The sequence below is a fragment of the Nonomuraea sp. WAC 01424 genome (assembly GCF_003947315.1).
GTDB lineage: Bacteria > Actinomycetota > Actinomycetes > Streptosporangiales > Streptosporangiaceae > Nonomuraea > Nonomuraea spiralis.
Map to the genome: position 1 here is coordinate 236,684 of NZ_QHHZ01000015.1, position 19,344 is coordinate 256,027.

19 protein-coding genes are annotated in these 19,344 nt (G+C 71.7%); 16 read left to right on the forward strand and 3 right to left on the reverse strand.

The window, feature by feature from the left end; all coding sequences use genetic code 11:
• The first annotated feature begins 63 nt into the window (after positions 1-63).
• The 6 genes from DMB42_RS36580 (at position 64) to DMB42_RS36605 (ending at position 5,268) form a co-directional block, all read left to right on the forward strand.
• Complete coding sequence (locus DMB42_RS36580) at positions 64-594, forward strand: hypothetical protein (RefSeq protein ID WP_260478152.1); 531 nt, start codon at positions 64-66, stop codon at positions 592-594.
• Positions 595-728: 134 nt separating this feature from the next.
• A complete protein-coding gene (gene pafA / locus DMB42_RS36585) occupies positions 729-2,087 on the forward strand; it encodes a Pup--protein ligase (protein WP_125642647.1) in 1,359 nt (452 codons plus the stop codon).
• A gap of 88 nt (positions 2,088-2,175) precedes the next feature.
• Positions 2,176-3,117, forward strand: coding sequence for an FKBP-type peptidyl-prolyl cis-trans isomerase (locus DMB42_RS36590; protein ID WP_125642650.1), 942 nt, complete (start codon positions 2,176-2,178; stop codon positions 3,115-3,117).
• 79 nt (positions 3,118-3,196) lie between these two features.
• A complete protein-coding gene (locus DMB42_RS36595) occupies positions 3,197-4,093 on the forward strand; it encodes an FKBP-type peptidyl-prolyl cis-trans isomerase (protein ID WP_125642653.1) in 897 nt (298 codons plus the stop codon).
• A gap of 19 nt (positions 4,094-4,112) precedes the next feature.
• Entirely contained in the window at positions 4,113-4,757 is a 645-nt protein-coding gene (locus DMB42_RS36600; protein ID WP_125642656.1) for a metalloregulator ArsR/SmtB family transcription factor, read from the forward strand.
• Positions 4,758-4,788: 31 nt separating this feature from the next.
• Complete coding sequence (locus DMB42_RS36605; RefSeq protein WP_125642659.1) at positions 4,789-5,268, forward strand: DUF3291 domain-containing protein; 480 nt, start codon at positions 4,789-4,791, stop codon at positions 5,266-5,268.
• Here the strand turns inward: DMB42_RS36605 and DMB42_RS36610 are convergent.
• Positions 5,214-6,281, reverse strand: coding sequence for a DUF3866 family protein (locus DMB42_RS36610; protein WP_125642662.1), 1,068 nt, complete (start codon positions 6,279-6,281; stop codon positions 5,214-5,216). The two genes, DMB42_RS36605 and DMB42_RS36610, sit on opposite strands and share 55 nt — an antisense overlap.
• 38 nt (positions 6,282-6,319) lie before the next feature.
• On the opposite strand from DMB42_RS36610, the gene DMB42_RS36615 reads away from it, so the two are divergent.
• From DMB42_RS36615 to DMB42_RS53630, 10 genes are all read left to right on the forward strand, one after another.
• Positions 6,320-7,282 carry a YafY family protein gene (locus tag DMB42_RS36615; protein ID WP_125642665.1) on the forward strand — a complete coding sequence of 321 codons (963 nt, stop codon included), beginning with the start codon at positions 6,320-6,322 and terminating at the stop codon, positions 7,280-7,282.
• Positions 7,279-8,250 carry a YafY family protein gene (locus DMB42_RS36620; protein ID WP_125642668.1) on the forward strand — a complete coding sequence of 324 codons (972 nt, stop codon included), beginning with the start codon at positions 7,279-7,281 and terminating at the stop codon, positions 8,248-8,250. Before DMB42_RS36615 ends, DMB42_RS36620 begins: the two co-directional genes overlap by 4 nt.
• On the forward strand, positions 8,247-8,465 hold the full coding sequence (locus DMB42_RS36625; RefSeq protein ID WP_125642671.1) for a hypothetical protein: 219 nt from the start codon (positions 8,247-8,249) through the stop codon (positions 8,463-8,465). Before DMB42_RS36620 ends, DMB42_RS36625 begins: the two co-directional genes overlap by 4 nt.
• A gap of 13 nt (positions 8,466-8,478) precedes the next feature.
• The gene (tatA, locus tag DMB42_RS36630) at positions 8,479-8,835 is read left to right on the forward strand and encodes a Sec-independent protein translocase subunit TatA (RefSeq protein ID WP_125642674.1); all 357 of its coding nucleotides are present in this window, start codon (positions 8,479-8,481) and stop codon (positions 8,833-8,835) included.
• 32 nt (positions 8,836-8,867) lie between these two features.
• On the forward strand, positions 8,868-9,737 hold the full coding sequence (gene tatC, locus DMB42_RS36635; protein WP_260478153.1) for a twin-arginine translocase subunit TatC: 870 nt from the start codon (positions 8,868-8,870) through the stop codon (positions 9,735-9,737).
• Positions 9,738-9,753: 16 nt separating this feature from the next.
• The gene (locus DMB42_RS36640) at positions 9,754-10,641 is read left to right on the forward strand and encodes a diacylglycerol kinase family protein (RefSeq protein ID WP_125642677.1); all 888 of its coding nucleotides are present in this window, start codon (positions 9,754-9,756) and stop codon (positions 10,639-10,641) included.
• Positions 10,642-10,727: 86 nt separating this feature from the next.
• Positions 10,728-13,454 carry an RNA helicase gene (locus DMB42_RS36645; protein WP_125642681.1) on the forward strand — a complete coding sequence of 909 codons (2,727 nt, stop codon included), beginning with the start codon at positions 10,728-10,730 and terminating at the stop codon, positions 13,452-13,454.
• Between the two features lie 914 nt (positions 13,455-14,368).
• On the forward strand, positions 14,369-16,114 hold the full coding sequence (locus DMB42_RS36650) for an ABC transporter ATP-binding protein (RefSeq protein ID WP_260478154.1): 1,746 nt from the start codon (positions 14,369-14,371) through the stop codon (positions 16,112-16,114).
• A gap of 127 nt (positions 16,115-16,241) precedes the next feature.
• The gene (locus tag DMB42_RS36655; RefSeq protein ID WP_125642687.1) at positions 16,242-16,823 is read left to right on the forward strand and encodes a TetR/AcrR family transcriptional regulator; all 582 of its coding nucleotides are present in this window, start codon (positions 16,242-16,244) and stop codon (positions 16,821-16,823) included.
• Positions 16,824-16,971: 148 nt separating this feature from the next.
• Positions 16,972-17,142, forward strand: a complete 171-nt coding sequence (locus DMB42_RS53630) for a hypothetical protein (RefSeq protein ID WP_185845040.1) — start codon at positions 16,972-16,974, stop codon at positions 17,140-17,142.
• A gap of 103 nt (positions 17,143-17,245) precedes the next feature.
• Here DMB42_RS53630 and DMB42_RS36660 read toward each other — a convergent pair whose 3' ends face one another.
• Positions 17,246-18,658: an RNB domain-containing ribonuclease gene (locus tag DMB42_RS36660; protein ID WP_125642876.1), complete on the reverse strand. Its 1,413-nt coding sequence runs from the start codon at positions 18,656-18,658 to the stop codon at positions 17,246-17,248.
• A 36-nt stretch (positions 18,659-18,694) separates the two neighbouring features.
• Positions 18,695-19,027, reverse strand: coding sequence for an STAS domain-containing protein (locus DMB42_RS36665; RefSeq protein WP_185845041.1), 333 nt, complete (start codon positions 19,025-19,027; stop codon positions 18,695-18,697).
• Positions 19,028-19,344: the final 317 nt, after the last annotated feature.

Genomic DNA, 19,344 nt, shown 5'->3' on the forward strand with positions numbered 1-19,344 from the left:
AGTGTGACCTGTTTCACTCGCGCACCGGCGAACCGAGGCGGGCGCCAGAGGATCTCAGCAAGCGTGAACACTGTGATGCGCACCCTCCTCGCCGGCGGCACCGCCGCCGCCGCGCTGCTGACGACCGGCGTCGCCGCCCACGCCGGTACCACCGCGGCCTACCCGGCGTACAAGAAGCCCGCGATCTTCGGTACGAGCTTCCAGGCCGACCCCGGCCACGACTTCACCAAGGGCATCCACTCCCGCCGCAACGGCATCCTGCGCGGCTGGATCACCCACGTGCGCGGCACCACCGCCGAGTACGTGCCGATCAAGTGGAAGCGGGCCGTGGAGACCGAGGGCTACTTCGTCGGCCCGCCCGAGGGCGACGTGACCGCCTACGCCTCCCCGATCGCCAAGGACGTCGTCTTCCTGTCGGCCTACGGCTGCAAGCCGACGATGACCGCCATGACCGTCGACCGCAAGACCGGCCTGGGTGCCAAGCGCTGCGACAAGTCCGTCCTGGTCAAGCGGCACGCCAAGCAGCGGCAGCCGTCCCTCGTCACGGTGTACCAGGGCAAGATCGTCAAGGTTCAGGAGATCTACACCCCGTGACCCGGCTCCGCGCTTCGCGGGGGCGGGCGCGGACCTGGTAAAGCCCGCTGGAAAATCCGGCAAACGGGACGTGCGCCGGAAAACACCTGCGAAGATCTCTCCCGCTCGCCGATCCGTGGGCATAGTGTGAGGTGATGGATCGTCGCATCTTCGGGCTGGAGAACGAGTACGGCGTGACCTGCACGTTCAGGGGACAGCGCAGGCTGTCCCCCGACGAGGTCGCGCGCTACCTGTTCCGGCGGGTCGTGTCCTGGGGCCGATCGAGCAACGTCTTCCTCCGCAACGGCGCACGTCTCTATCTCGACGTGGGCAGCCATCCTGAGTACGCAACACCCGAGTGTGACAACGTCATCGAACTCGTCACGCATGACAAGGCGGGCGAGCGCATCCTTGAGGGCCTTCTCGTCGACGCCGAGAAACGCCTGCGCGAAGAGGGCATCGCGGGTGACATCTATCTGTTCAAGAACAACACCGACTCGGCTGGCAACTCCTACGGCTGCCACGAGAACTACCTGGTGGGCCGCCACGGAGAGTTCGGCCGCCTGGCCGACGTGCTGATCCCGTTCCTGGTGACGCGGCAGATCGTGTGCGGCGCGGGCAAGGTGCTCCAGACGCCGCGCGGCGCCGTCTACTGCGTCTCGCAGCGGGCCGAGCACATCTGGGAGGGCGTCTCCAGCGCCACCACCCGTTCGCGGCCGATCATCAACACCCGCGACGAGCCGCACGCCGACGCCGAGCGCTTCCGCCGCCTGCATGTCATCGTCGGCGACTCCAACATGAGCGAGACCACGATGCTGCTCAAGGTCGGCGCGACCGACCTGGTGCTGCGCATGATCGAGGCCGGCACGGTGATGCGCGACCTGTCCCTGGAGAACCCGATCAGGGCCATCCGCGAGGTCTCCCACGACATGACCGGCCGCCGCCGGGTGCGCCTGGCCAACGGCCGCGAGGCCAGCAGCCTGGAGATCCAGCAGGAATACCTGTCCAAGGCCCAGGACTTCGTCGACCGGCGCGGCGGCGACGCCATCACCCGCCGGGTGCTGGAGTTGTGGGAGCGCACGCTGCGCGCGGTCGAGACCGGCGACCTCGACCTGGTCTCGCGCGAGATCGACTGGGTCACGAAATACCAGCTCATCGAGCGCTACCGCAAGAAGTACGACCTGCCGCTGTCCTCGCCCCGGGTGGCCCAGCTCGACCTGGCCTACCACGACGTCCACCGCAAGCGCGGCCTGTTCTACCTGCTGCAGAAGCGCGGCTCGGTGGAGCGGGTGGCCTCCGACCTGAAGATCTTCGAGGCCAAGTCGGTGCCGCCGCAGACGACCAGGGCGCGCCTGCGCGGCGAGTTCATCCGCAAGGCGCAGGAGAAGCGGCGCGACTTCACCGTCGACTGGGTGCACCTGAAGCTCAACGACCAGGCCCAACGCACGGTGTTGTGCAAGGACCCGTTCCGCAGCGTGGACGAGCGGGTGGACAAGCTCATCGCGGGCATGTGAGGCACGGCCGGGGCGTGGTGTTTACCCCGGCCCTACCTCGAAGTCAGGTAGGGTGACGCGAATCTGACGTCTTTTCCGAGGGAAATCCATGCGCCGCGCTCTGGCCGTACTGGCAGCCGTGCCTTTGATCTTCTTCGCCGCCGCGTGCGGCGACTCCGACGCCGGGGCGAACGGAGGCGCCGCCACCAGCACCGGCGACTCGGCCGGGCCGCAGGTCACCGGGAACGTGGGCGCCAAGCCCACGGTGACCTTCCCCGCCGGCTCGCCCGCGACGAAGTCCTCCTACAAGGTGATCCAGCAGGGCACCGGCCCGGAGGTCAAGTCGGGCGACAAGTTGATCGTCAACCTGACCGTCTACAACTGGGACGGCAAGGGCAACGCGATCCAGGGCTCCTCCTACGACACCAAGCAGCCCGAGACCGTCCCGGTCAACGAGCAGCTCCCGCAGGTGCTCCAGGAGGGCTTCACCAAGGTCAAGCACGGCGGCCGGCTGCTGGCCGTGCTGGCCAACGACTCGGTGCCGCAGGGGCAGGCCACGGCCGGCGCCGAGCCGACGAAGGTGTTCGTGCTCGACGTGGTCGGCGCCCGGCCCGCGGCGCTGAAGGCGGCCACCGGCAAGGAGACCGGCGAGAGCCTCAAGGGCGTCAAGGTCGTCAGCCCCGGCGGCGACAAGGCCCCCACGCTGACCACCAAGACCGACGAGAAGCCGTCCAAGGAGCTCGTGGTCAAGACCCTGATCCAGGGCACGGGTGCCAAGGTGCTGCCCACGCAGACGCTCTCGGTCCACTACACGGGCAAGATCTGGGGCACCGACAAGCAGTTCGACTCCAGCTGGGAGCGCGGCCAGCCGGCCGAGTTCCCGCTCGCGAACGTCATCCAGGGCTGGCAGAAGGGCCTGGCCGGGGTGCCGGTCGGCAGCCGGGTCGTCATGAGCATCCCGCCGGACCTCGGCTACGGCGACCAGGCCCAGGACAACATCCCCGCCAAGAGCACGCTGGTGTTCGTGGTGGACGTGCTGGCGGCCTACTGACGGCCGGTCTGACCACGCGGTAGCATCTCGTGGCCCGGTGGCGTCTCGCCGCCGGGCCGCTCCGTCGTGGGGAGGACCGATGCGCCGCCGTACGATCGTGCCGCTGGTGTCACTGCTCCTGCTGGCTGGGTGCACGAGCACGACGGCGGGCGACCTCGACCTCAAGGTGGGCGGCGCCTTCGGGGCCAGACCGGAGATCGTCTTCCCCGGCGGCAGACCCGCCGCCGACCTGCGGATCGATGAGCTGACCACGGGCAAGGGCCCCCGGCTCGGCGACGACGACGTGGCGATCGTCCAGTACACCGCCCACGTCTGGGACGGCCGGGACAACCGCCTGGTCGACTCCAGCTTCAATCGCGGCACCCCGGCGGCCTTCCCGGTGGGCGGGCTGCTGCCGGGGCTGGACCGGGCGCTGCGGGGCCGTACGGTGGGCAGCCGGGTGATCGCGGCCATCCCGCCCGAGCAGGGTTTCGGCACGAACCCGCCGCGCGGCATCGGCCCGGAGGACGACCTGTTCTACGTCGTGGACATCCTGGGCGCCCACCGCAAGGGCGCCTCGGTCGAGGGGGGCGGCGGGTCGCTGGCGGGCGTACGGGTGAGCGACGGCGCCCGTCCGGAGGTGTCGATCCCGGACGCCGCGCCGCCGCACGGCTTCGAGTCGAGGGTGCTCGCACGCGGCGACGGGAGCCCTGCACAGGCGGGGCAGCTTCTGGTCACCCAGTACGAGGGCGCGATCTGGGACCGGCGGCGGGTCTTCGACGCGACCTGGCCGGCCGGCCGCCCCAAGGCGTTCAAGATCGGCGACGGCGCCGTGATCAAGGGGTGGGACAAGGCGCTGGTCGGGGTGCCGGTCGGCAGCCGGGTGCTGATGATCGTCCCGCCCGCCTACGGCTACGGCGCCCCGGGCCATCCCGCGTACGGGATCAAGGGCACCGACACCCTCGTGTTCGTCGTGGACGTCCTCGCCGCCTACTGAGCCTCCGTAGACTCCGGCTGTGAGCAGTGACGACCTCCAGGCGCTCGGCCTGTTGCACGACCCCGTCCGCCGCAGCCTGTACGAGGCCGTGACGGCCGGCGGCGGCGACGTCGGCAGGGGCGAGGCCGCCGAGGCCGCGGGCGTGTCCAGGACGCTGGCCGGCCACCACCTGGACAAGCTCGTCGAGGCCGGCCTGCTGGAGAGCGGCTTTCGCGCCCCGGACAAGAAGGGGCCGGGCAGCGGCCGTCCGGCCAAGGTCTACCGCAGGGCCAGGGGCGAGCGGTCGGTCAGCCTGCCGCCGCGCGACTACGCCACCCCCGCCTCGGTGCTGGCCGGCGTCGTGGAACTGCTGGGCGCCGAGGAGCAGGCCGAGGAACTGGCCCGGGGGGCGGGCGCGCGCATCGGCAGGCGGCATCCTGGCGAGCCCGTGGACCGGGTGCTGCGCGGGCGCGGCTACGAGCCCTACGACGAGGGCGGCGCGCTGCGGCTGCGCAACTGTCCCTTCCACGCGCTGGCGCGGGAGCAGCCGCTGCTGGTGTGCTCGATGAACCTGGCGCTGTGCCAGGGGCTGCTGGAGGGCATGGGCGAGGACCCGGGCCGGGCGCGGCTGGATCCGAGGCCGGGGGAGTGCTGCGTCTCCCTTTCTAAAACAAATGAAGATTGACATAGAAGCGGAGTGGTGGTGTGCTGAGCCCATGCATCTGGCCCAGCTGAACGTCGCGCACCTGCGCGCGCCCATCGACGCCCCCGAGCTCGCCGAGTTCGTCGCCCTGCTCGAACCCGTCAACGCCGTCGCCGACGAGTCGCCCGGCTTCGTGTGGCGGCTGAAGGAGAGCGAGACCGACCCGACCGCCACCGTGCTGCACGACTACGGCGACCACCTGCTGATCAACTTCTCGCTGTGGGAGTCACTGGAGACCCTGTGGGACTACGCCTACCGCAGCGTCCACCTGGGCGTGCTGCGCCGGCGCAGGGAGTGGTTCCTGCGCGCGGCCGAGCCGTACATGGTGATGTGGTGGGTGCCCGAGGGGCACATTCCCTCGCTGGCCGAGGGCATGGCACGGCTGGAACGCCTCAGGGCCGACGGTCCGGGCCCCGAGGCGTTCACGTTCAAGGACTCCTACGACAGCAGCGAGGCCGCCAGCCTGCCCGCCGCCGCCGAGGCCAGGAAGTAGGCCAGGTCCTCCTCCAGGCCCCTGCCCATGGTGGACAGCTTCACGGGAGCCGCGCGCAGCGCCTCGTGCAGGCCGTCCACGGGCACGGACACCAGGCGGTGCCGTACGGCCAGCAGCTCGGCCTGGTCGCGCACCCGCTCGCCGAACGCGCCGGGCAGCTCGGGCACCGCCACGTCGGCCGGCGACAGCGCCACCCGGCCGTAGGCGGTCAGCGAGTGGTGGGAGACGCCGACGTGCCGCTCGCGGGCGTCGCCCTCGCTGACCCGCAGCGCCGCGACCGGCCTGCCGCGCAGCACCCCGGCGGCGTTGACCGCCTCGCCCGCCGACACGCCCGAGAAGCCCCAGCGGGTGCCCGTGCCCAGGTTGCCGGGACCCTGGGCGACCACCGCCACGTCGGCCGCCAGCACGTGCCTGGCCGCCAGCAGCCCGGTGTGGACGGTGACCGCCTCGACGTCGCCGCCGAAGGACTGGCCCGTCGTCACGACCCCGGCCAGCCAGCCGGTCTCGCGCAGCCGGGCCGCCGACATCGAGAACCACGCGGGCAGCGCGCCGCCGTCCTGCATCACGTACGCGACCCGGACGCCGGGGGCGCCGTCGTACAGACCGGCGAGGATCGGGGCCAGCGCGGAATGCAGATCGGCCACGATCACCGGCATCCCCGCCAGGTCGTCGGCCTCGCTCAGAACCTCGTGGAACTCGGAATCCTGCTCGTCAGCGCCCAGGACCGTGGCCTGCAGCGGGGTGTATCGAGCCTTCACCAGGTGCCCCGGACCCTGCGGATCTTGCGGCAAACGGTTCGGGACGGCCACCACCATGGCGTAACCTCCCGTACCGAGACCCATCGCGAGTGCGGTCGTGTTGAGCAGCACCTCGTCACCGGGTTCCGGGCGGCCCACCAACGGGGGGTAGGCCAGTGCCCGGCACTCACCTTCGGGGACGGCGACATCCAGTTCCACCGCTCCCGGCCACTCGCGTCGGATCCGGACAACCTCGCCCTTGCGCCATCTGATCACGGGGGCAGGGTAGCGTCGATGAAGGAGGAGTGAGGCAGATGTCGCGCCGTAAGACCGAGCGGTTGCTGAATCTGGTGATCTGCCTGCTCGCCACCCGGCGCCCGCTGTCGGCCGAGCAGATCCGCCAGGCGGTGCCCGGCTACGACCGGGACGGCGACGAGGCGTTCCAGCGCATGTTCGAACGCGACAAGAACGAGTTGCGCGAGATCGGCATCCCCATCGACGTCGTACGCGACCCGTGGGAGGACGAGCCGGGCTACCGGATCGAGCGCCAGTCGTACGAGCTGCCGGAGATCACCCTGGAGGCCGACGAGGCCGCCGTGCTCGGCCTGGCCGCGCAGGTGTGGCAGCGGGCCAGCCTGGCCGAGGCCGCCTCGGGGGCGCTGCTGAAGCTGCGCGCCGCCGGCGTGGCCACCCACGAGCCCGTCGGCGACCCGATCGGCGGCGGCGCGCTCGAACTGCGCGTCGACACCCGCGACCCGGCCTTCCCCGCCCTGTGGGACGCCGTACGCGACCGCCGCGTGGTGCGCTTCGACTACCGCGCCTCCGGCAGCGAGACCGTACGCGCCCGCACCGTCGAGCCCTGGGGCGTGGTCAGCCGGCGCGGACGCTGGTACCTGGCCGGGTTCGACCGCGACCGCGACGCGCCGCGCGCCTTCCGACTCAGCCGCATCGCCGGCCAGGTCACCGCCGTCGGCCGCCCCGGCACGGTCGAGGTGCCCCACGGCGTCGACCTGCGGGCCATGGTCGGCTTCCCCGAGGAGCCGGTGGACGAGCGCGTCGCGGTGATCCGGGTGCGCCAGGGCGCCTGCGAGGGGCTGCGCCAGCTCGCCAGGACCGTACGCCCGGGAGAGGGCGGCTGGGACGAGGCCGAGCTGGCCTTCACCGACCCCGAGCGGCTCGCGGGCTGGATGGCCAGCCTCGGCGGCGACGTCGAGGTGACCGGGCCGCCCGACGCCCGCGAGGCCGTCATCCGCAGACTGAAGGGAACCCTGGCATGAGCGGTTCGGCTGACCGGCTGCCCAGGCTGCTGTCGCTGGTGCCGTACCTGATGTCCCACCCGGGGGCGCAGGTCGGCGAGGTGGCCGAGGTGTTCGGGCTGAGCGAGAAGCAGCTCATCGACGACCTGCAGCTCGTGTGGATGTGCGGCCTGCCCGGCCACACCCCCGGCGACCTCATCGACGTCTCCTGGGACGGCGGCGAGATCCTCATCGACAACGCCGACACCATCGCCAGGCCCTTGCGGCTCGGCATCGACGAGGCCAGCGCGCTGCTGGTCGCGCTGCGGATGCTGGCCGCCACGCCCGAGCTGGCCGGGGTCCAGGCCGCCGGCGACGCGCTGTCGCGCGTGGTGGCCAAGCTGGAGCGCGCCGCGGGCGAGGGCGCGGCCACCGTCAGCAGCCAGGTCGCCTTCGACGTCGAGGCCGCCCCCGACGCGCTCGGCCGGGTGCGCGAGGGGCTGACCGCCCGGCGCCGGCTCTCGCTGCGCTACTACGTGCCGGGGCGCGACGAGGTCACCCCGCGCGAGGTCGACCCGACCCGGGTGGTGGTCGTCGACGGCCGCACGTACCTGGAGGGCTGGTGCTACCGGGCCGAGGCCATGCGGCTGTTCCGGCTCGACCGGGTGCTCGGCGTCGACGTGCTCGACGTGCCCGCCGACCCGGCCGCCGGGGCCGAGCCGATCGACGTCACCCAGGGCGTCTTCCGTCCCTCGCCGACCGACGAGCTGGTCGAGCTGGAGGTCAGCGCCGCCGGGCGGTGGGTGGCCGAGTACTACCCGTGCGAGGAGGTCGCCGAGCTGGGTGAAGGACGGCTGAAAATCACGTTGCGGGCGCGTGACGAGGACTGGATCGTCAAGCTGGCGCTGCGGCTGGGCGACACCGGCCGGGTCGTCTCGCCGCCGCGGATGGCCGAGACCGTGCGCGAGGAGGCCGAGCGGGCCCTCGGCCTGTACGCTCAGCAGTCATGACGTGGATCTTCTTGGCCGCCGGGCTGGTCCTGGCGGGGCTGGTGGTGCTCGGCGTGACCGGTGCCCGGGCCGCCGCCGCGGCGCGGGCGCTGAGCAGGGAGGTCGCCGCGGCGAAGTCGCGCCTGGAGTCGGAAATGGGCAGATTGACGTCTCAGGAGGATGAGACCACGGGCCTCGGGGGCGTACCATCGGGGCTGAAGACCGGCACTCGCTGATAAAGGACGTTTCATGTCGAACCTTGGAGTTCCCGAGCTCCTGATCATCGCAGGTGTGCTCGTCCTGCTGTTCGGTGCCAAGAAGCTGCCCGACGTGGCCAGAGGCGTCGGCAGGTCGCTGCGCATCTTCAAGTCGGAGACCGCCAAGCTCCGCGATGACGACGACGACACGCCCCACACCACCGTCCAGGCCCAGCCGGCCCAGGCTCCGGCTCCGGCCCCGCAGCAGCAGGCCGCGCCGCAGCCGATCAACGCCGCCCCCGCCCCGGCTCCCGCTCCCGCGCCGTCGGTCGAGGAGCAGGCCCGTCAGTTGGAGGAGCAGGCCGCCCGCCTGCCGGCCGGCGCCGCCCAGGCCGACAAGCAAGCCTGACCCCCGTTCCTCCTCCTCACCCTGGACTGCGAATGGCGCTGCTCAAACGGTCGAGCGATTCCGGATCGGCCCCCGACCCCGAGGGCCGGATGCCGCTCATGGAGCACCTGCGCGAACTGCGCAACAGGTTGCTCATCGCGGTTCTCGCGATCGTCGTGGGCATCGTCGTCGGGTGGATCCTGTTCGACCCGGTGTGGGAGGCGCTGCGTGCGCCCTACTGCGAGACACCGCAGTCGCATCAGCTCAACGACAAGTGCAGCCTGGTCTACAACGGCATCTTCCAGTCCTTCTTCATCACGCTGAAGGTCTCGGCGATGGTGGGCGTCGTGGTGGCCTCACCGGTCTGGCTCTACCAGATCTGGGCCTTCGTCACCCCGGCCCTCTACCGCAGCGAGAAGCGCTACTCGATCGCGTTCCTGGGTCTCGCGGTCCCGCTGTTCGTGTTCGGCGCGGGCCTGGCCTACATGATCATGGACACCAGCCTCGGCATCCTGCTGAGCTTCTCGCTCGAGGACACCGTCGCGACGATCTCGATCGACGAGTACCTCGACTACGTCCTGATCATGTTGCTGATCTTCGGCGTGTCGTTCGAGCTGCCGCTGCTGCTGGTCTTCCTCAACGTCATCGGCGTCCTGTCCCACGCGACCGTCAAGAAGCACCGGCGTACGGTGATCTTCGCGATGTTCGTGTTCGGGGCGGTCATCACCCCCGGTGGCGACCCGCTCACCATGATGGCGCTGGCCGCGCCGATGATCATCCTGTACTTCCTCGCCGAGCTCTTCATGTACGTGCGGGAGCGGCGCAGGCCCGCTGGCGAGGACTTCTCCCACCTGTCCGACGACGAGGCCTCCCCGCTGGCCGACGTCCCGCCGGAGCCGGAGGATTCCGGCGACGCGCGATAGGCGATAGGTTCCGGGCGTGGCCCCCCAAATCGCCCTGCTCGTCAACCCCGCCGCCCGCGGCGGGCGTACCCTGCGGCTGCTCGAACCCGTCGCCCGCCGCCTGCGGGCCGGAGGCGCCGAGCTGTCGGTGATCGTCGGCTCCGACGCCGCCGACGCCCTCGAACGTGCCTGCACCGCCGTCGCCGAGCGCCCCGACGCGCTCGTCGCCTTCGGCGGCGACGGGCTGGTCCACCTGGCCGTGCAGGCCGTGGCGGGCACCGACGTGCCGCTCGGCATCATCCCGGCCGGCACCGGCAACGACATCGCCGCCGCCCTGGGCCTGGCCCACCGCGACCCGCTGGCCGCGGCCAGGACCGTGTTGCGGATGCGGGCCCGGCCGCTCGACGCGGCGCGCGTGCGGGCGGGGGAGTCGGAGGAGCTGTTCGCCGGGGTGCTGTGCTGCGGTTTCGACTCGCGCGTCAACGAGCGCGCCAACCGCCGTACGTGGCCGCCCGGCAAGGGCCGCTACCTGGTGGCGGTGGCAGAGGAGCTGCGCGCGTTCCGGCCCATCCCGTTCCGGGTCACGCTCGACGACGACGAGGTGGTCGAGCAGGAGGCCATGATGGTCGCCGTGGGCAACACCAGCTCGTACGGCGCCGGCATGCGCGTGTGCCCCGACGCCTCGCCCGACGACGGCCTGCTGGACGTGATGATGGTGGGCGCGGTGTCCAAGGGCGAGTTCCTGCGCGTCTTCCCCGGCGTCTACCGGGGCACGCACGTGAGCCATCGGGCGGTCTCGGTGCGCCGGGCGCGGCGGGTGCGGCTGGAGGCGGCCGACGTGGTGGCGTACGCCGACGGGGAACGCGTGGGCCCGGTGCCGGTCACCTGCGAGATCCAGCCCGGCGCGCTCCGGGTGATCAGTTGACCGGCTGCCCCGGGGGCTCCGGATGTTCGCCGCAGGCCGACCATGGCGGGACGGACCGGAATGGCGATTTCGGTAGGCTGGCGGGTATGACAACGCCAGCGGAACGCTACGCGGCCTTCCGTCAGAAGCACGGTGACGACGGAGGCGCTCTGAGATCGTTCCGCGGTCTCTACGACTTCGAGCTCGACGACTTCCAGCTCGACGCCTGCCGGGCCCTGGAGGCCGGTGACGGCGTCCTGGTGGCCGCGCCCACCGGGTCGGGAAAGACGGTCGTCGGCGAGTTCGCCGTACACCTGGCCCTGGAGCAGGGCCGCAAGTGCTTCTACACCACCCCCATCAAGGCGCTGTCCAACCAGAAGTACAACGACCTGGTCAAACGCTACGGCACGGCCAAGGTCGGCCTGCTGACCGGCGACAACAGCGTCAACGGCGAGGCCCCGATCGTGGTCATGACCACCGAGGTGCTGCGCAACATGCTCTACGCGGGCTCGCCCACGCTGGCCGGACTCGGCTTCGCCGTCATGGACGAGGTCCACTACCTCGCCGACCGCTTCCGCGGCGCGGTGTGGGAAGAGGTCATCATCCACCTGCCCGAGTCGGTGCTCCTGGCCGCGCTGTCGGCGACGGTCAGCAACGCCGAGGAGTTCGGCGAGTGGCTGGGCGAGGTGCGCGGCGACACCACGGTCATCGTCGACGAGCACCGGCCGGTGCCGCTGTGGCAGCACATGATGGTCGGCAACCGCATCTACGACATGTTCATGAGCGACGACCTGACGCTGCGCATCAACCCCACCCTGATGCGGGTGACGCGCGACGCCGAGCGCCTCACGGCCGGGCGGCGCGGGCGCGGCGGCTACGGCCGGGTCCACCGCTCGCGGCCGCCCGACCGCGCCCAGGTGATCGAGAAGCTCGACTCCGAGGGGCTGCTCCCGGCGATCACGTTCATCTTCTCGCGCGCCGGTTGCACCGCGGCCGTGCAGCAGTGCCTCCACGCCGGCATCCGGCTGACCACCGACCGCGAACGCCACGAGATCAGGCAGCTCGTCGACGAGCGTACGGCCCACCTGCCCGACGAGGACCTCGCCGTCCTCGGCTACCTGGAGTGGCGCGACTGCCTGGAGCGCGGCCTGGCGGCCCACCACGCGGGCATGTTGCCGGCCTTCAAGGAGGTCGTGGAGGAGCTGTTCACCCGCGGCCTGGTCAAGGCCGTCTTCGCCACCGAGACGCTGGCGCTCGGCATCAACATGCCCGCGCGCAGCGTCGTGATCGAGAAGCTCGACAAGTGGAACGGCGAGACCCACGCCGACCTCACCCCCGGCGAGTACACCCAGCTCACCGGGCGGGCCGGGCGGCGCGGTATCGACGTCGAGGGCCACGCGGTGGTGTTGTGGCAGGTGGGCATGGACCCGCTGTCGGTGGCCGGGCTGGCCGGCACCCGCACCTACCCGCTGCGCTCCAGCTTCCAGCCGTCGTACAACATGGCCGTCAACCTGGTGGGCCAGTTCGGCCGTGAGCGGGCCCGTACCCTGCTGGAGGAGTCGTTCGCGCAGTTCCAGGCCGACCGGGCGGTCGTGGGCCTGGCCAAGCAGCTCCGCAAGCACGAGGAGGCCCTGGAGGGCTACCAGGAGGCCATGACGTGCCACCTGGGCGACTTCCCCGAGTACGCGGCGCTGCGCCGGCGGCTGGCAGCCCGAGAGGCCGAGCTGTCCAAGCAGCGCGGCGCGGCCCGGCGCGCGGCGGCCGTGCGCTCGCTGGAGGCGCTGCAGCCGGGTGACGTGATCCGGGTTCCGGGCGGGCGCAGGGCCGGCCTGGCGATCGTGCTCGACCCGGGCCGCAACCCGCGTGGCCACGGCCCGAGCCCGCTGGTGCTGACGATCGGCAAGCAGGTCAAGAAGCTCGACCCGGCCGACTTCCCGGTGCCGGTCGAGCCGCTGGAGAAGCTGCGCATCCCGAAGAATTTCAACGGCCGTTCGCCGAAGGAACGCGCCAATCTCGTCTCCACGCTGCTGGCCAAGATCGGTGATCGCGACCTCGGCAAGCCGGCCAGGGCGCGTGACCACTCGATCGAGGACGACGAGGTCAACGAGCTGCGCCGGCGCATCCGCCAGCACCCCTGCCACGGCTGCGACGAGCGCGAGGACCACGCCCGCTGGGCCGAGCGCTTCTACAAGCTCCAGCGCGAGACCGAGGGGCTGCGCCGCCGGGTCGAGGGGCGTTCCCACGTCATCTCCCGTACCTTCGACCGCATCTGCTCGGTGCTGGAGCAGCTCGGCTACCTGGAGGGCGAGGCCGTCACCGACGAGGGGCGCCGCCTGGGCCGCCTCTACACCGAGCTCGACCTGCTGACCGCCGAGTGCCTGCGCGGTGGCCTGTGGGAGGAGCTCGAACCGGCCGAGCTGGCCGCGTGCGTGTCGGCGCTGGTGTTCGAGTCGCGGCAGTCCGACGACGCGCGTCGTCCCAAGGTCCCGGCTGGGCGGGCGCAGGACGCGTTGTCGTCGATGATCCGGTTGTGGGGCGAGCTGGAGGGCATCGAGTCCGACCACGGGCTGTCCACGATCCGCGAGCCCGATCTGGGGTTCGCGTGGGCGGCGTTCCGGTGGGCCAAGGGGCACAGCCTCGACGCGGTGCTGATGGAGGGCGTGGCGGGCAACGAGCTGGCGGCCGGTGACTTCGTACGGTGGATCAAGCAGCTGATGGACCTGCTGGGTCAGCTCGGCAACGCGGCTCCGGAGGGGAGCAAGATCAAGCAGACCGCGGGCAAGGCGATGGACGCCATGCGGCGGGGTGTGGTGGCGTACTCCTCGCTGACCTGAGCGGCGGGTGCCCGGAGGCGGCCGGTGGCGGGCTGCGGGCACCCGTTGGCGCGGGTTGTGGGTGCGGGGTCGGGGCGTCTGAGGGCGCGGCGTGCGCTGATGGGCGGGCGCCTGTGGGCGCGGCAGGGCTCCTGGGAGCGTGGATGGTGCGCCGGATGGCGGGCTCCTGGGAGCGCGGGCCGAGAGTGGGTGCAGGGCGTCTGAGGGCGTAACGCTTGGGGCGCCGAAAGGACGCTTAGGGCGCGGGCGGTGGGCGGCCAACGTGGGTGGCTGACCGCTGGGCGTGGTGGCGGCTGGTTCGGGCGGTTGGCCTGGGGGTGGTGGGTGGCCGGGGCGGGTGGGGTGCGGTTGCCGGGGGCGGTGCGGTTGGTGGGAGTTGGGGGGATTTGGGGTCCTCGGAGTTCTCCGGGACGGCCCCACAGCGGTGTTGTGTTTTAGGTGAAAACCAGTTCTGAGTAGCATCTTTGAGCCTTCCGTTACCGCTATTAGCGGCTTTGGTGATTTGCGGCTCATTTAACAGGCCGTCAGGAGTGCCTTTGTGGCCGGGATTCGCCGGTCAAGTCTCCTTTTAACGCCCGAACTTCTGGTGATATATGGCGAATTAGCGGGTAGCGTCCCTTTTGTCGAATGGAACAGCCAAACGGGGAGGAAGATATGGCTAGCAACCAGCTGACCCAGCCCGGCTTCCAGGAGTCCTGGCGTTGCCGCCGTCGGTGGCGTCGCCGTCGCTGCTGCAACTTCCGTAGGTGGTGGGGCTGGGGGTGGTAGAGCAACCCCTTGAGAGCCGGCGGCCCAGCCGCCGGCTCTCCCTTGCGCTCTCCGGCCGAGAACTCGCTCCCGCAGTTTCCATTCGCCGAACCTTTCGCGAGTTCTGGCCGGACACGAAAGGCCTGCGCCGGTTTTTCGCGTGTGGCGTGGTGTTCGCGGTCCTCGCGGCGCTCTGCGAGGTCGCCGCGATCCGCCTGTTCGGGCACATCACCGACGACGTGCTCGCCACCCGCGATCTGGACGCCTTCTGGGCGCCCGCCTTCACCTGGCTCGGGCTCGCCGCCGTCGCCGGGGTGACGTCCTTCGCCGGCGCGTACGCCACGGCGTACGGCGCGGAGAAGTTCCTGCTCGCCCTGCGTGACCGCGTGTTCGCGCACATCCAGAGCCTGTCGCCGGACTTCTCGGAGAACCGCCGGCTCGGGGACCTCATGGCCAGGCTCACCGACGACATCCAGGCCATCGAGGAGCTCGTCGGCTCCGGCCTGGTCAAGCTGTTCACCACGGCGGCCAGTGTGATCTTCTTCGCCGGCGCCGCCTTCTTCATCCGCTGGGACCTCGCCCTCGTCACGATGGCGCTGATCCCGGCGTTCCTGGTCGTCTCGAAGTTGTTCGCGGCCAGGTTCAGGACGGCGGCTGCGCGGGAGCGGCTCAGCAACGGCGCCATGAACAGCGTGCTGGAGGAGGGCCTGGCCAACCAGGCGCTCGTCCAGGCCTACAACCGGCAGGGGGCCGAGTCCGGACGCCTGCACGGCGAGGGCCGCCGCTGGCTGCGCGCCAACCTGTCCCAGGCCTGGTTGTCGGGCCTCTACCAGCCCGTCGTCCAGGTCATCGAGACGGTCTGCCTGATCGTCGTCATCGGGTTCGGCGCCTGGGAGATCGTCGCCGGACGGCTCACCCTGGGCGGCCTGCTCGCCTTCGCCGCGTACCTGGCGATGCTCTACCCGGCCGTCCAGAGCCTGGGGGAGATCGCGCTGACGGTGTCGGAGGCGGCGGCCGGGTCCGACCGTGTCATCGAGGTCCTGCGGGCCCGGCCCCTCGTCACCGACGCCGAGTCGGCGGTGGCGCTGCCCGGCCGGAGCGAGGGACGGGTGGAGTTCGACGGCGTCGGCTTCACCTATCCGGGACGTACGCGCCCTGCCCTGCGCGACGTGTCGCTCACCGCCGGGCCCGGCGACCTGGTCGTCTGCACCGGGCCCAGCGGGAGCGGCAAGTCGACGCTGGCCAAGCTGCTGCTGCGCTTCTACGACCCGGAACAGGGGCGTGTCCTGCTCGACGGCCGCGACATCAGGGGCCTGACGCGGGACTCGCTGCGCGACAACGTGGCGATCCTGCACCAGGAGACGCTGCTGTTCTCGGGATCCGTACGCGACAACATCGCCTACGGCCGGCCGGGCGCCTCGCTCGGCGAGGTGATCAGGGCGGCCGAGGCGGCCGGCGTGCACGACTTCGTCAAGCTGCTGCCCCAGGGGTACGACACCCCGGTCGGGCAGCGGGGCCGGCTGCTGTCCGGCGGGCAGCGGCAGCGGATCGGGATCGCCAGGGCCATCCTGCGCGACGCGCCCGTCCTGGTGCTCGACGAGCCGATGACCGGGCTGGACGACGCCACGGTCGCCCAGGTCATGAAGCCGCTGCGGCGGTTGATGGCCGGGCGTACCACCATCCTCATCACCCACGACCTGCGCCACGTGCCGGACGGCGCGCGCATCGTGGAGCTGGAGCCGGTGCCTCGCGAGGACCGGATCAGGCTCAAGCGGGTCGGCTCGTTCGGCCTGCGGCCGCGTCTGGGGGTGCCGCCCGGAACAGCGGCGCCCGGAACAGCGGCGCCCGGAACAGCGGCGCCCGGAACAGCGGCGCCCGGAACAGCGGCGCCCGGAGTGGCGGCGCCGCCCTGAGCGGTGGCGCGTGAGGTCCCATGCGGCCGCCCCTCCTGGCTCCGGCCAGGGCGGGCGGCCGCGCCATGCCGGGCTACCGCCCGGTAGAATCGGAGAGTTCCCTCCGCTTGCCGAAGGCAGGTCCCCCATGGGCGACGACCACAGCTCGGCCCGGCCGTTACGCGCCGACGCCCGCCGCAACCGCGAGCGGGTGTTGCAGATCGCGCAGGAGGCGCTGGCCGCCGACGGCCTGACCATCTCCTTCGACGAGATCGCCCGCCGCGCCGGGTTCGGGGTCGGCACCGTCTACCGGCATTTCCCCACGAAAGAGGCGCTGTTCGAGGCGGTGCTGCTGGGCCGGGTCGAACGTTTCGTGGCCGACGCCCGCGCGCTGGCCACCGCGACCGACGCCGGGCGGGCCTTCTTCGCCTGGTTCTGCCGGGTCGCCCAGGAAGCCGCGGGCAACCAGGCGCTGTGCGACCTGCTGGAGGGCGGCGCCGGGCTCGGCCTGCGGCCCGGCTCGACCCTGGAGGCCGACTTCGCCGACGCGCTCGGGCGGCTGCTGGCCCGCGCCCAGCGGGCCGGGGCCGTACGCCGGGATCTGTCCGCCGACGACGTACGGGATCTGCTGCGCGGTTCGCTGGCGGCCGAACGGCACGCGCGGGGCAGGGGAGCGGCCGGGCGGATGGCCGCCGTGATCTGCGACGGCATGCGGGCCGGGGCCGACTGACCGGCCGGTCAAGACGGTGTCATCATATCGCTACACATCGTCACCTTCGGGTCAGTTTCTCTGCTGATCGAGGCGGACATCCCCAAGGCGTAGACAAAGGATCCCCCTCGGGCAACAGCCGGGGTCCGGTCATGTCGGGAGGTAGCCCGTGTTCGCTCTCATTGCCGCCCTGTTCTTCCTGGTCGCCCTGATCTTCGACATCGCCGGCACGGCCGTCGGCAACGTGCTCACCTCGGGCACGCTCACCACCGCCGGGCTGCTGTGCGTCGCGCTCCACCTGCTGGGCGTCGGCGCGGGCTGGTCGCCGCTCAAGCGGTAGACGGCCGGTCCACCGGCGGCACGGAGAGGGGCCGCGCGCGAGGTCGTCCGCGCGCGGCCCCTCGCTGTGCCGCCCGACGTGTCCGGTCGCCGGCCGCCGGGGCTCAGGCCAGGGTGAAGCGCACCTCGCGGGTGGCCGGTTCGGCCTGCGTCAGGCGTACGGTGACGCGCTCGCCCAGCGGGAGTTCGCCGTCGCAGCGGGCGATCACGGCGGGCTCGACGAGCTGCACCTGGCCGCCGCCGCGGCGCTCGTCCACGTCGATCACCATCGCCTCGAACGCCTGCCCGATCCGGTCGCGCAGCAGGAACGCCTCCACCAGGTCCACGCAGGCCCGGTCGACCGCCCCGGCCCGCCGGCCGGTCGCCGCCATGATGTCGGGCAGCAGCGGCAACACCGCCCGTACGTCGGCGGGCACCGGCTCGCCCGCCGCGACCGCCAGGCACACCTCGGTCGCGTACCGGTCGACCAGGCGCCGCAGCGGGGCCGTGACGTGCGCGTACGGCGCCGCCACCGCCGCGTGCTCGGCCAGCTTGGGCGGCGCGCCGTCGAAGGCGGCGTAACCGGCGCCGCGCAGCAGCACCTTCGACTCGTGCAGGAACGCCGCCTGCTGCGGGTTCTTCGGGTCGAGGTCGTGCACGACCTCCCCGTAACCGGCGCCCTCGGGCCACGGCACGCCGAGCGCCTTCGCGACCCTGCGCACCTTGGCCAGGTCGTCCGGCTGTGGCGCGGGCAGGACGCGCAGGATGCCGATCTCGGCGTCCAGCATCATCGAGGCGGCGGCCATGCCGGTCAGCAGCGAGATCTGCGCGTTCCACGCCTCGGCGGGCAGCGGCATGCGGAACTCCAGCCGGTAGCCGCCGTCGTCCCGGACGATCTCCTGCTCGGGCGTGGGCAGGGTGACGCCGCCGCGCCCCCGCTCCAGCCGCAGCCGCAACATGCCGATCTCGGCCAGCAGGCCGAGGGTTCCGTCTGCGGTGGCGGTGTCCACGGCGGCCTGCACGTAGGCGTAGTCGAGCCGCTCGCGGCTGCGTACGCGGGCGCGCTGGACGTCCGCGCCGACGATCTGGCCGTCGGCGTCCAGGTCGATCCGCCAGACCGCGGCCGGTCGCGTCGTGCCGGGCAGCAGGCTGGCCGCGCCCTCCGACAACACCTTCGGATGCAGCGGCACCCTGCCCACCGGCAGGTAGACGGTCTCGCCCCTGGTACGGGCCTCCGTGTCGACCGGCCCGCCCACCCGGACGAAGGCCCCGACGTCGGCGATGGCGTACCAGACGCGGTAGCCGTCACGCAGCCGCTCCAGGTGGAGGGCCTGGTCGAGGTCCATCGAGCCCGGCGGGTCGATGGTCACGAACGGCACGTCGGTCAGGTCTTTGGCGTCCAGCCTGGGCACCTGCGCCACCCAGTCGGCCTCGTCCAGCACCGCCCGCGGGAACCCGGCGGGCAGCCGCTGCTCGCGCAGCACACGCTCGAACCCGTCCTCCAGCCTGGCGGGGATCGGGCCAGGAACCTGAATCATCGACACGCCCACAACCTACTCAAGGCGGGCGGACCGTTACGACTGGGGCGTCAGATGGGCTTCGAGGCCGGTGATACGCAGCAGGCGTCTCATGTTGGGCGGGACGTTGGCCAGCCGCAGGCTGGTGTGCCGGCGCGCGGCCTGGTTGTGCACCGAGACCAGGATGCCGAGCCCGGCCGCGTCGATGAAGGACAGGCCGCTCACCTCGATGACCACCGACACGTCCGGCCGCCGCGCCCGCCCGGCCTCCTCCAGCACGCCGAGCAGGTGGCCGCGGACGGCCTCGGTGGTGGCGATGTCGAGCTCGCCGGCCAGGGAGACGGTCACGGTCGTGTCCTGGCGGCTGGTGGTCAGGTGAAGAGAATCCATGGCTCCCCGCTGTCGGTCCGGACGGGGGATTGTGCTGCTGACTACGGGGACCCGCCCTCGGCCGGAGGGTCCGGATGCCATGATGCGTCACGCAGCGCTACTGTCTGTTTCCGAAGAGGAGTGTACATGCCCTCCTGTCCGGCCTCGCGGAGCAGCCCCCCTGGGGGCGAACGCCCGGCCGGAGGGGCGGCGGGCGCGGGCGGGAGGAGGTCGCGCGGCGCCTGGAAGGCCGTTCCCCACGGGGGTGGCGGGCCCGGCGGGGGCCGTGTGGACGCGCGCGCCGCGATGATCCACGACGGCGACCTGCCCGGTAACGT

Bases quoted from the DNA above. Each gene is read 5' to 3' on its own strand.
- pafA (WP_125642647.1), top strand. From the start codon at position 729: ATGGATCGTCGCATCTTCGGGCTGGAGAACGAGTACGGCGTGACCTGC.
- DMB42_RS36590 (WP_125642650.1), top strand. From the start codon at position 2,176: ATGCGCCGCGCTCTGGCCGTACTGGCAGCCGTGCCTTTGATCTTCTTC.
- DMB42_RS36595 (WP_125642653.1), top strand. From the start codon at position 3,197: ATGCGCCGCCGTACGATCGTGCCGCTGGTGTCACTGCTCCTGCTGGCT.
- DMB42_RS36605 (WP_125642659.1), top strand. From the start codon at position 4,789: ATGCATCTGGCCCAGCTGAACGTCGCGCACCTGCGCGCGCCCATCGAC.
- DMB42_RS36615 (WP_125642665.1), top strand. From the start codon at position 6,320: ATGTCGCGCCGTAAGACCGAGCGGTTGCTGAATCTGGTGATCTGCCTG.
- DMB42_RS36620 (WP_125642668.1), top strand. From the start codon at position 7,279: ATGAGCGGTTCGGCTGACCGGCTGCCCAGGCTGCTGTCGCTGGTGCCG.
- DMB42_RS36625 (WP_125642671.1), top strand. From the start codon at position 8,247: ATGACGTGGATCTTCTTGGCCGCCGGGCTGGTCCTGGCGGGGCTGGTG.
- tatA (WP_125642674.1), top strand. From the start codon at position 8,479: ATGTCGAACCTTGGAGTTCCCGAGCTCCTGATCATCGCAGGTGTGCTC.
- tatC (WP_260478153.1), top strand. From the start codon at position 8,868: ATGGCGCTGCTCAAACGGTCGAGCGATTCCGGATCGGCCCCCGACCCC.
- DMB42_RS36645 (WP_125642681.1), top strand. From the start codon at position 10,728: ATGACAACGCCAGCGGAACGCTACGCGGCCTTCCGTCAGAAGCACGGT.
- DMB42_RS36655 (WP_125642687.1), top strand. From the start codon at position 16,242: ATGGGCGACGACCACAGCTCGGCCCGGCCGTTACGCGCCGACGCCCGC.
- DMB42_RS36660 (WP_125642876.1), bottom strand. From the start codon at position 18,658: ATGATTCAGGTTCCTGGCCCGATCCCCGCCAGGCTGGAGGACGGGTTC.
- DMB42_RS36665 (WP_185845041.1), bottom strand. From the start codon at position 19,027: ATGGATTCTCTTCACCTGACCACCAGCCGCCAGGACACGACCGTGACC.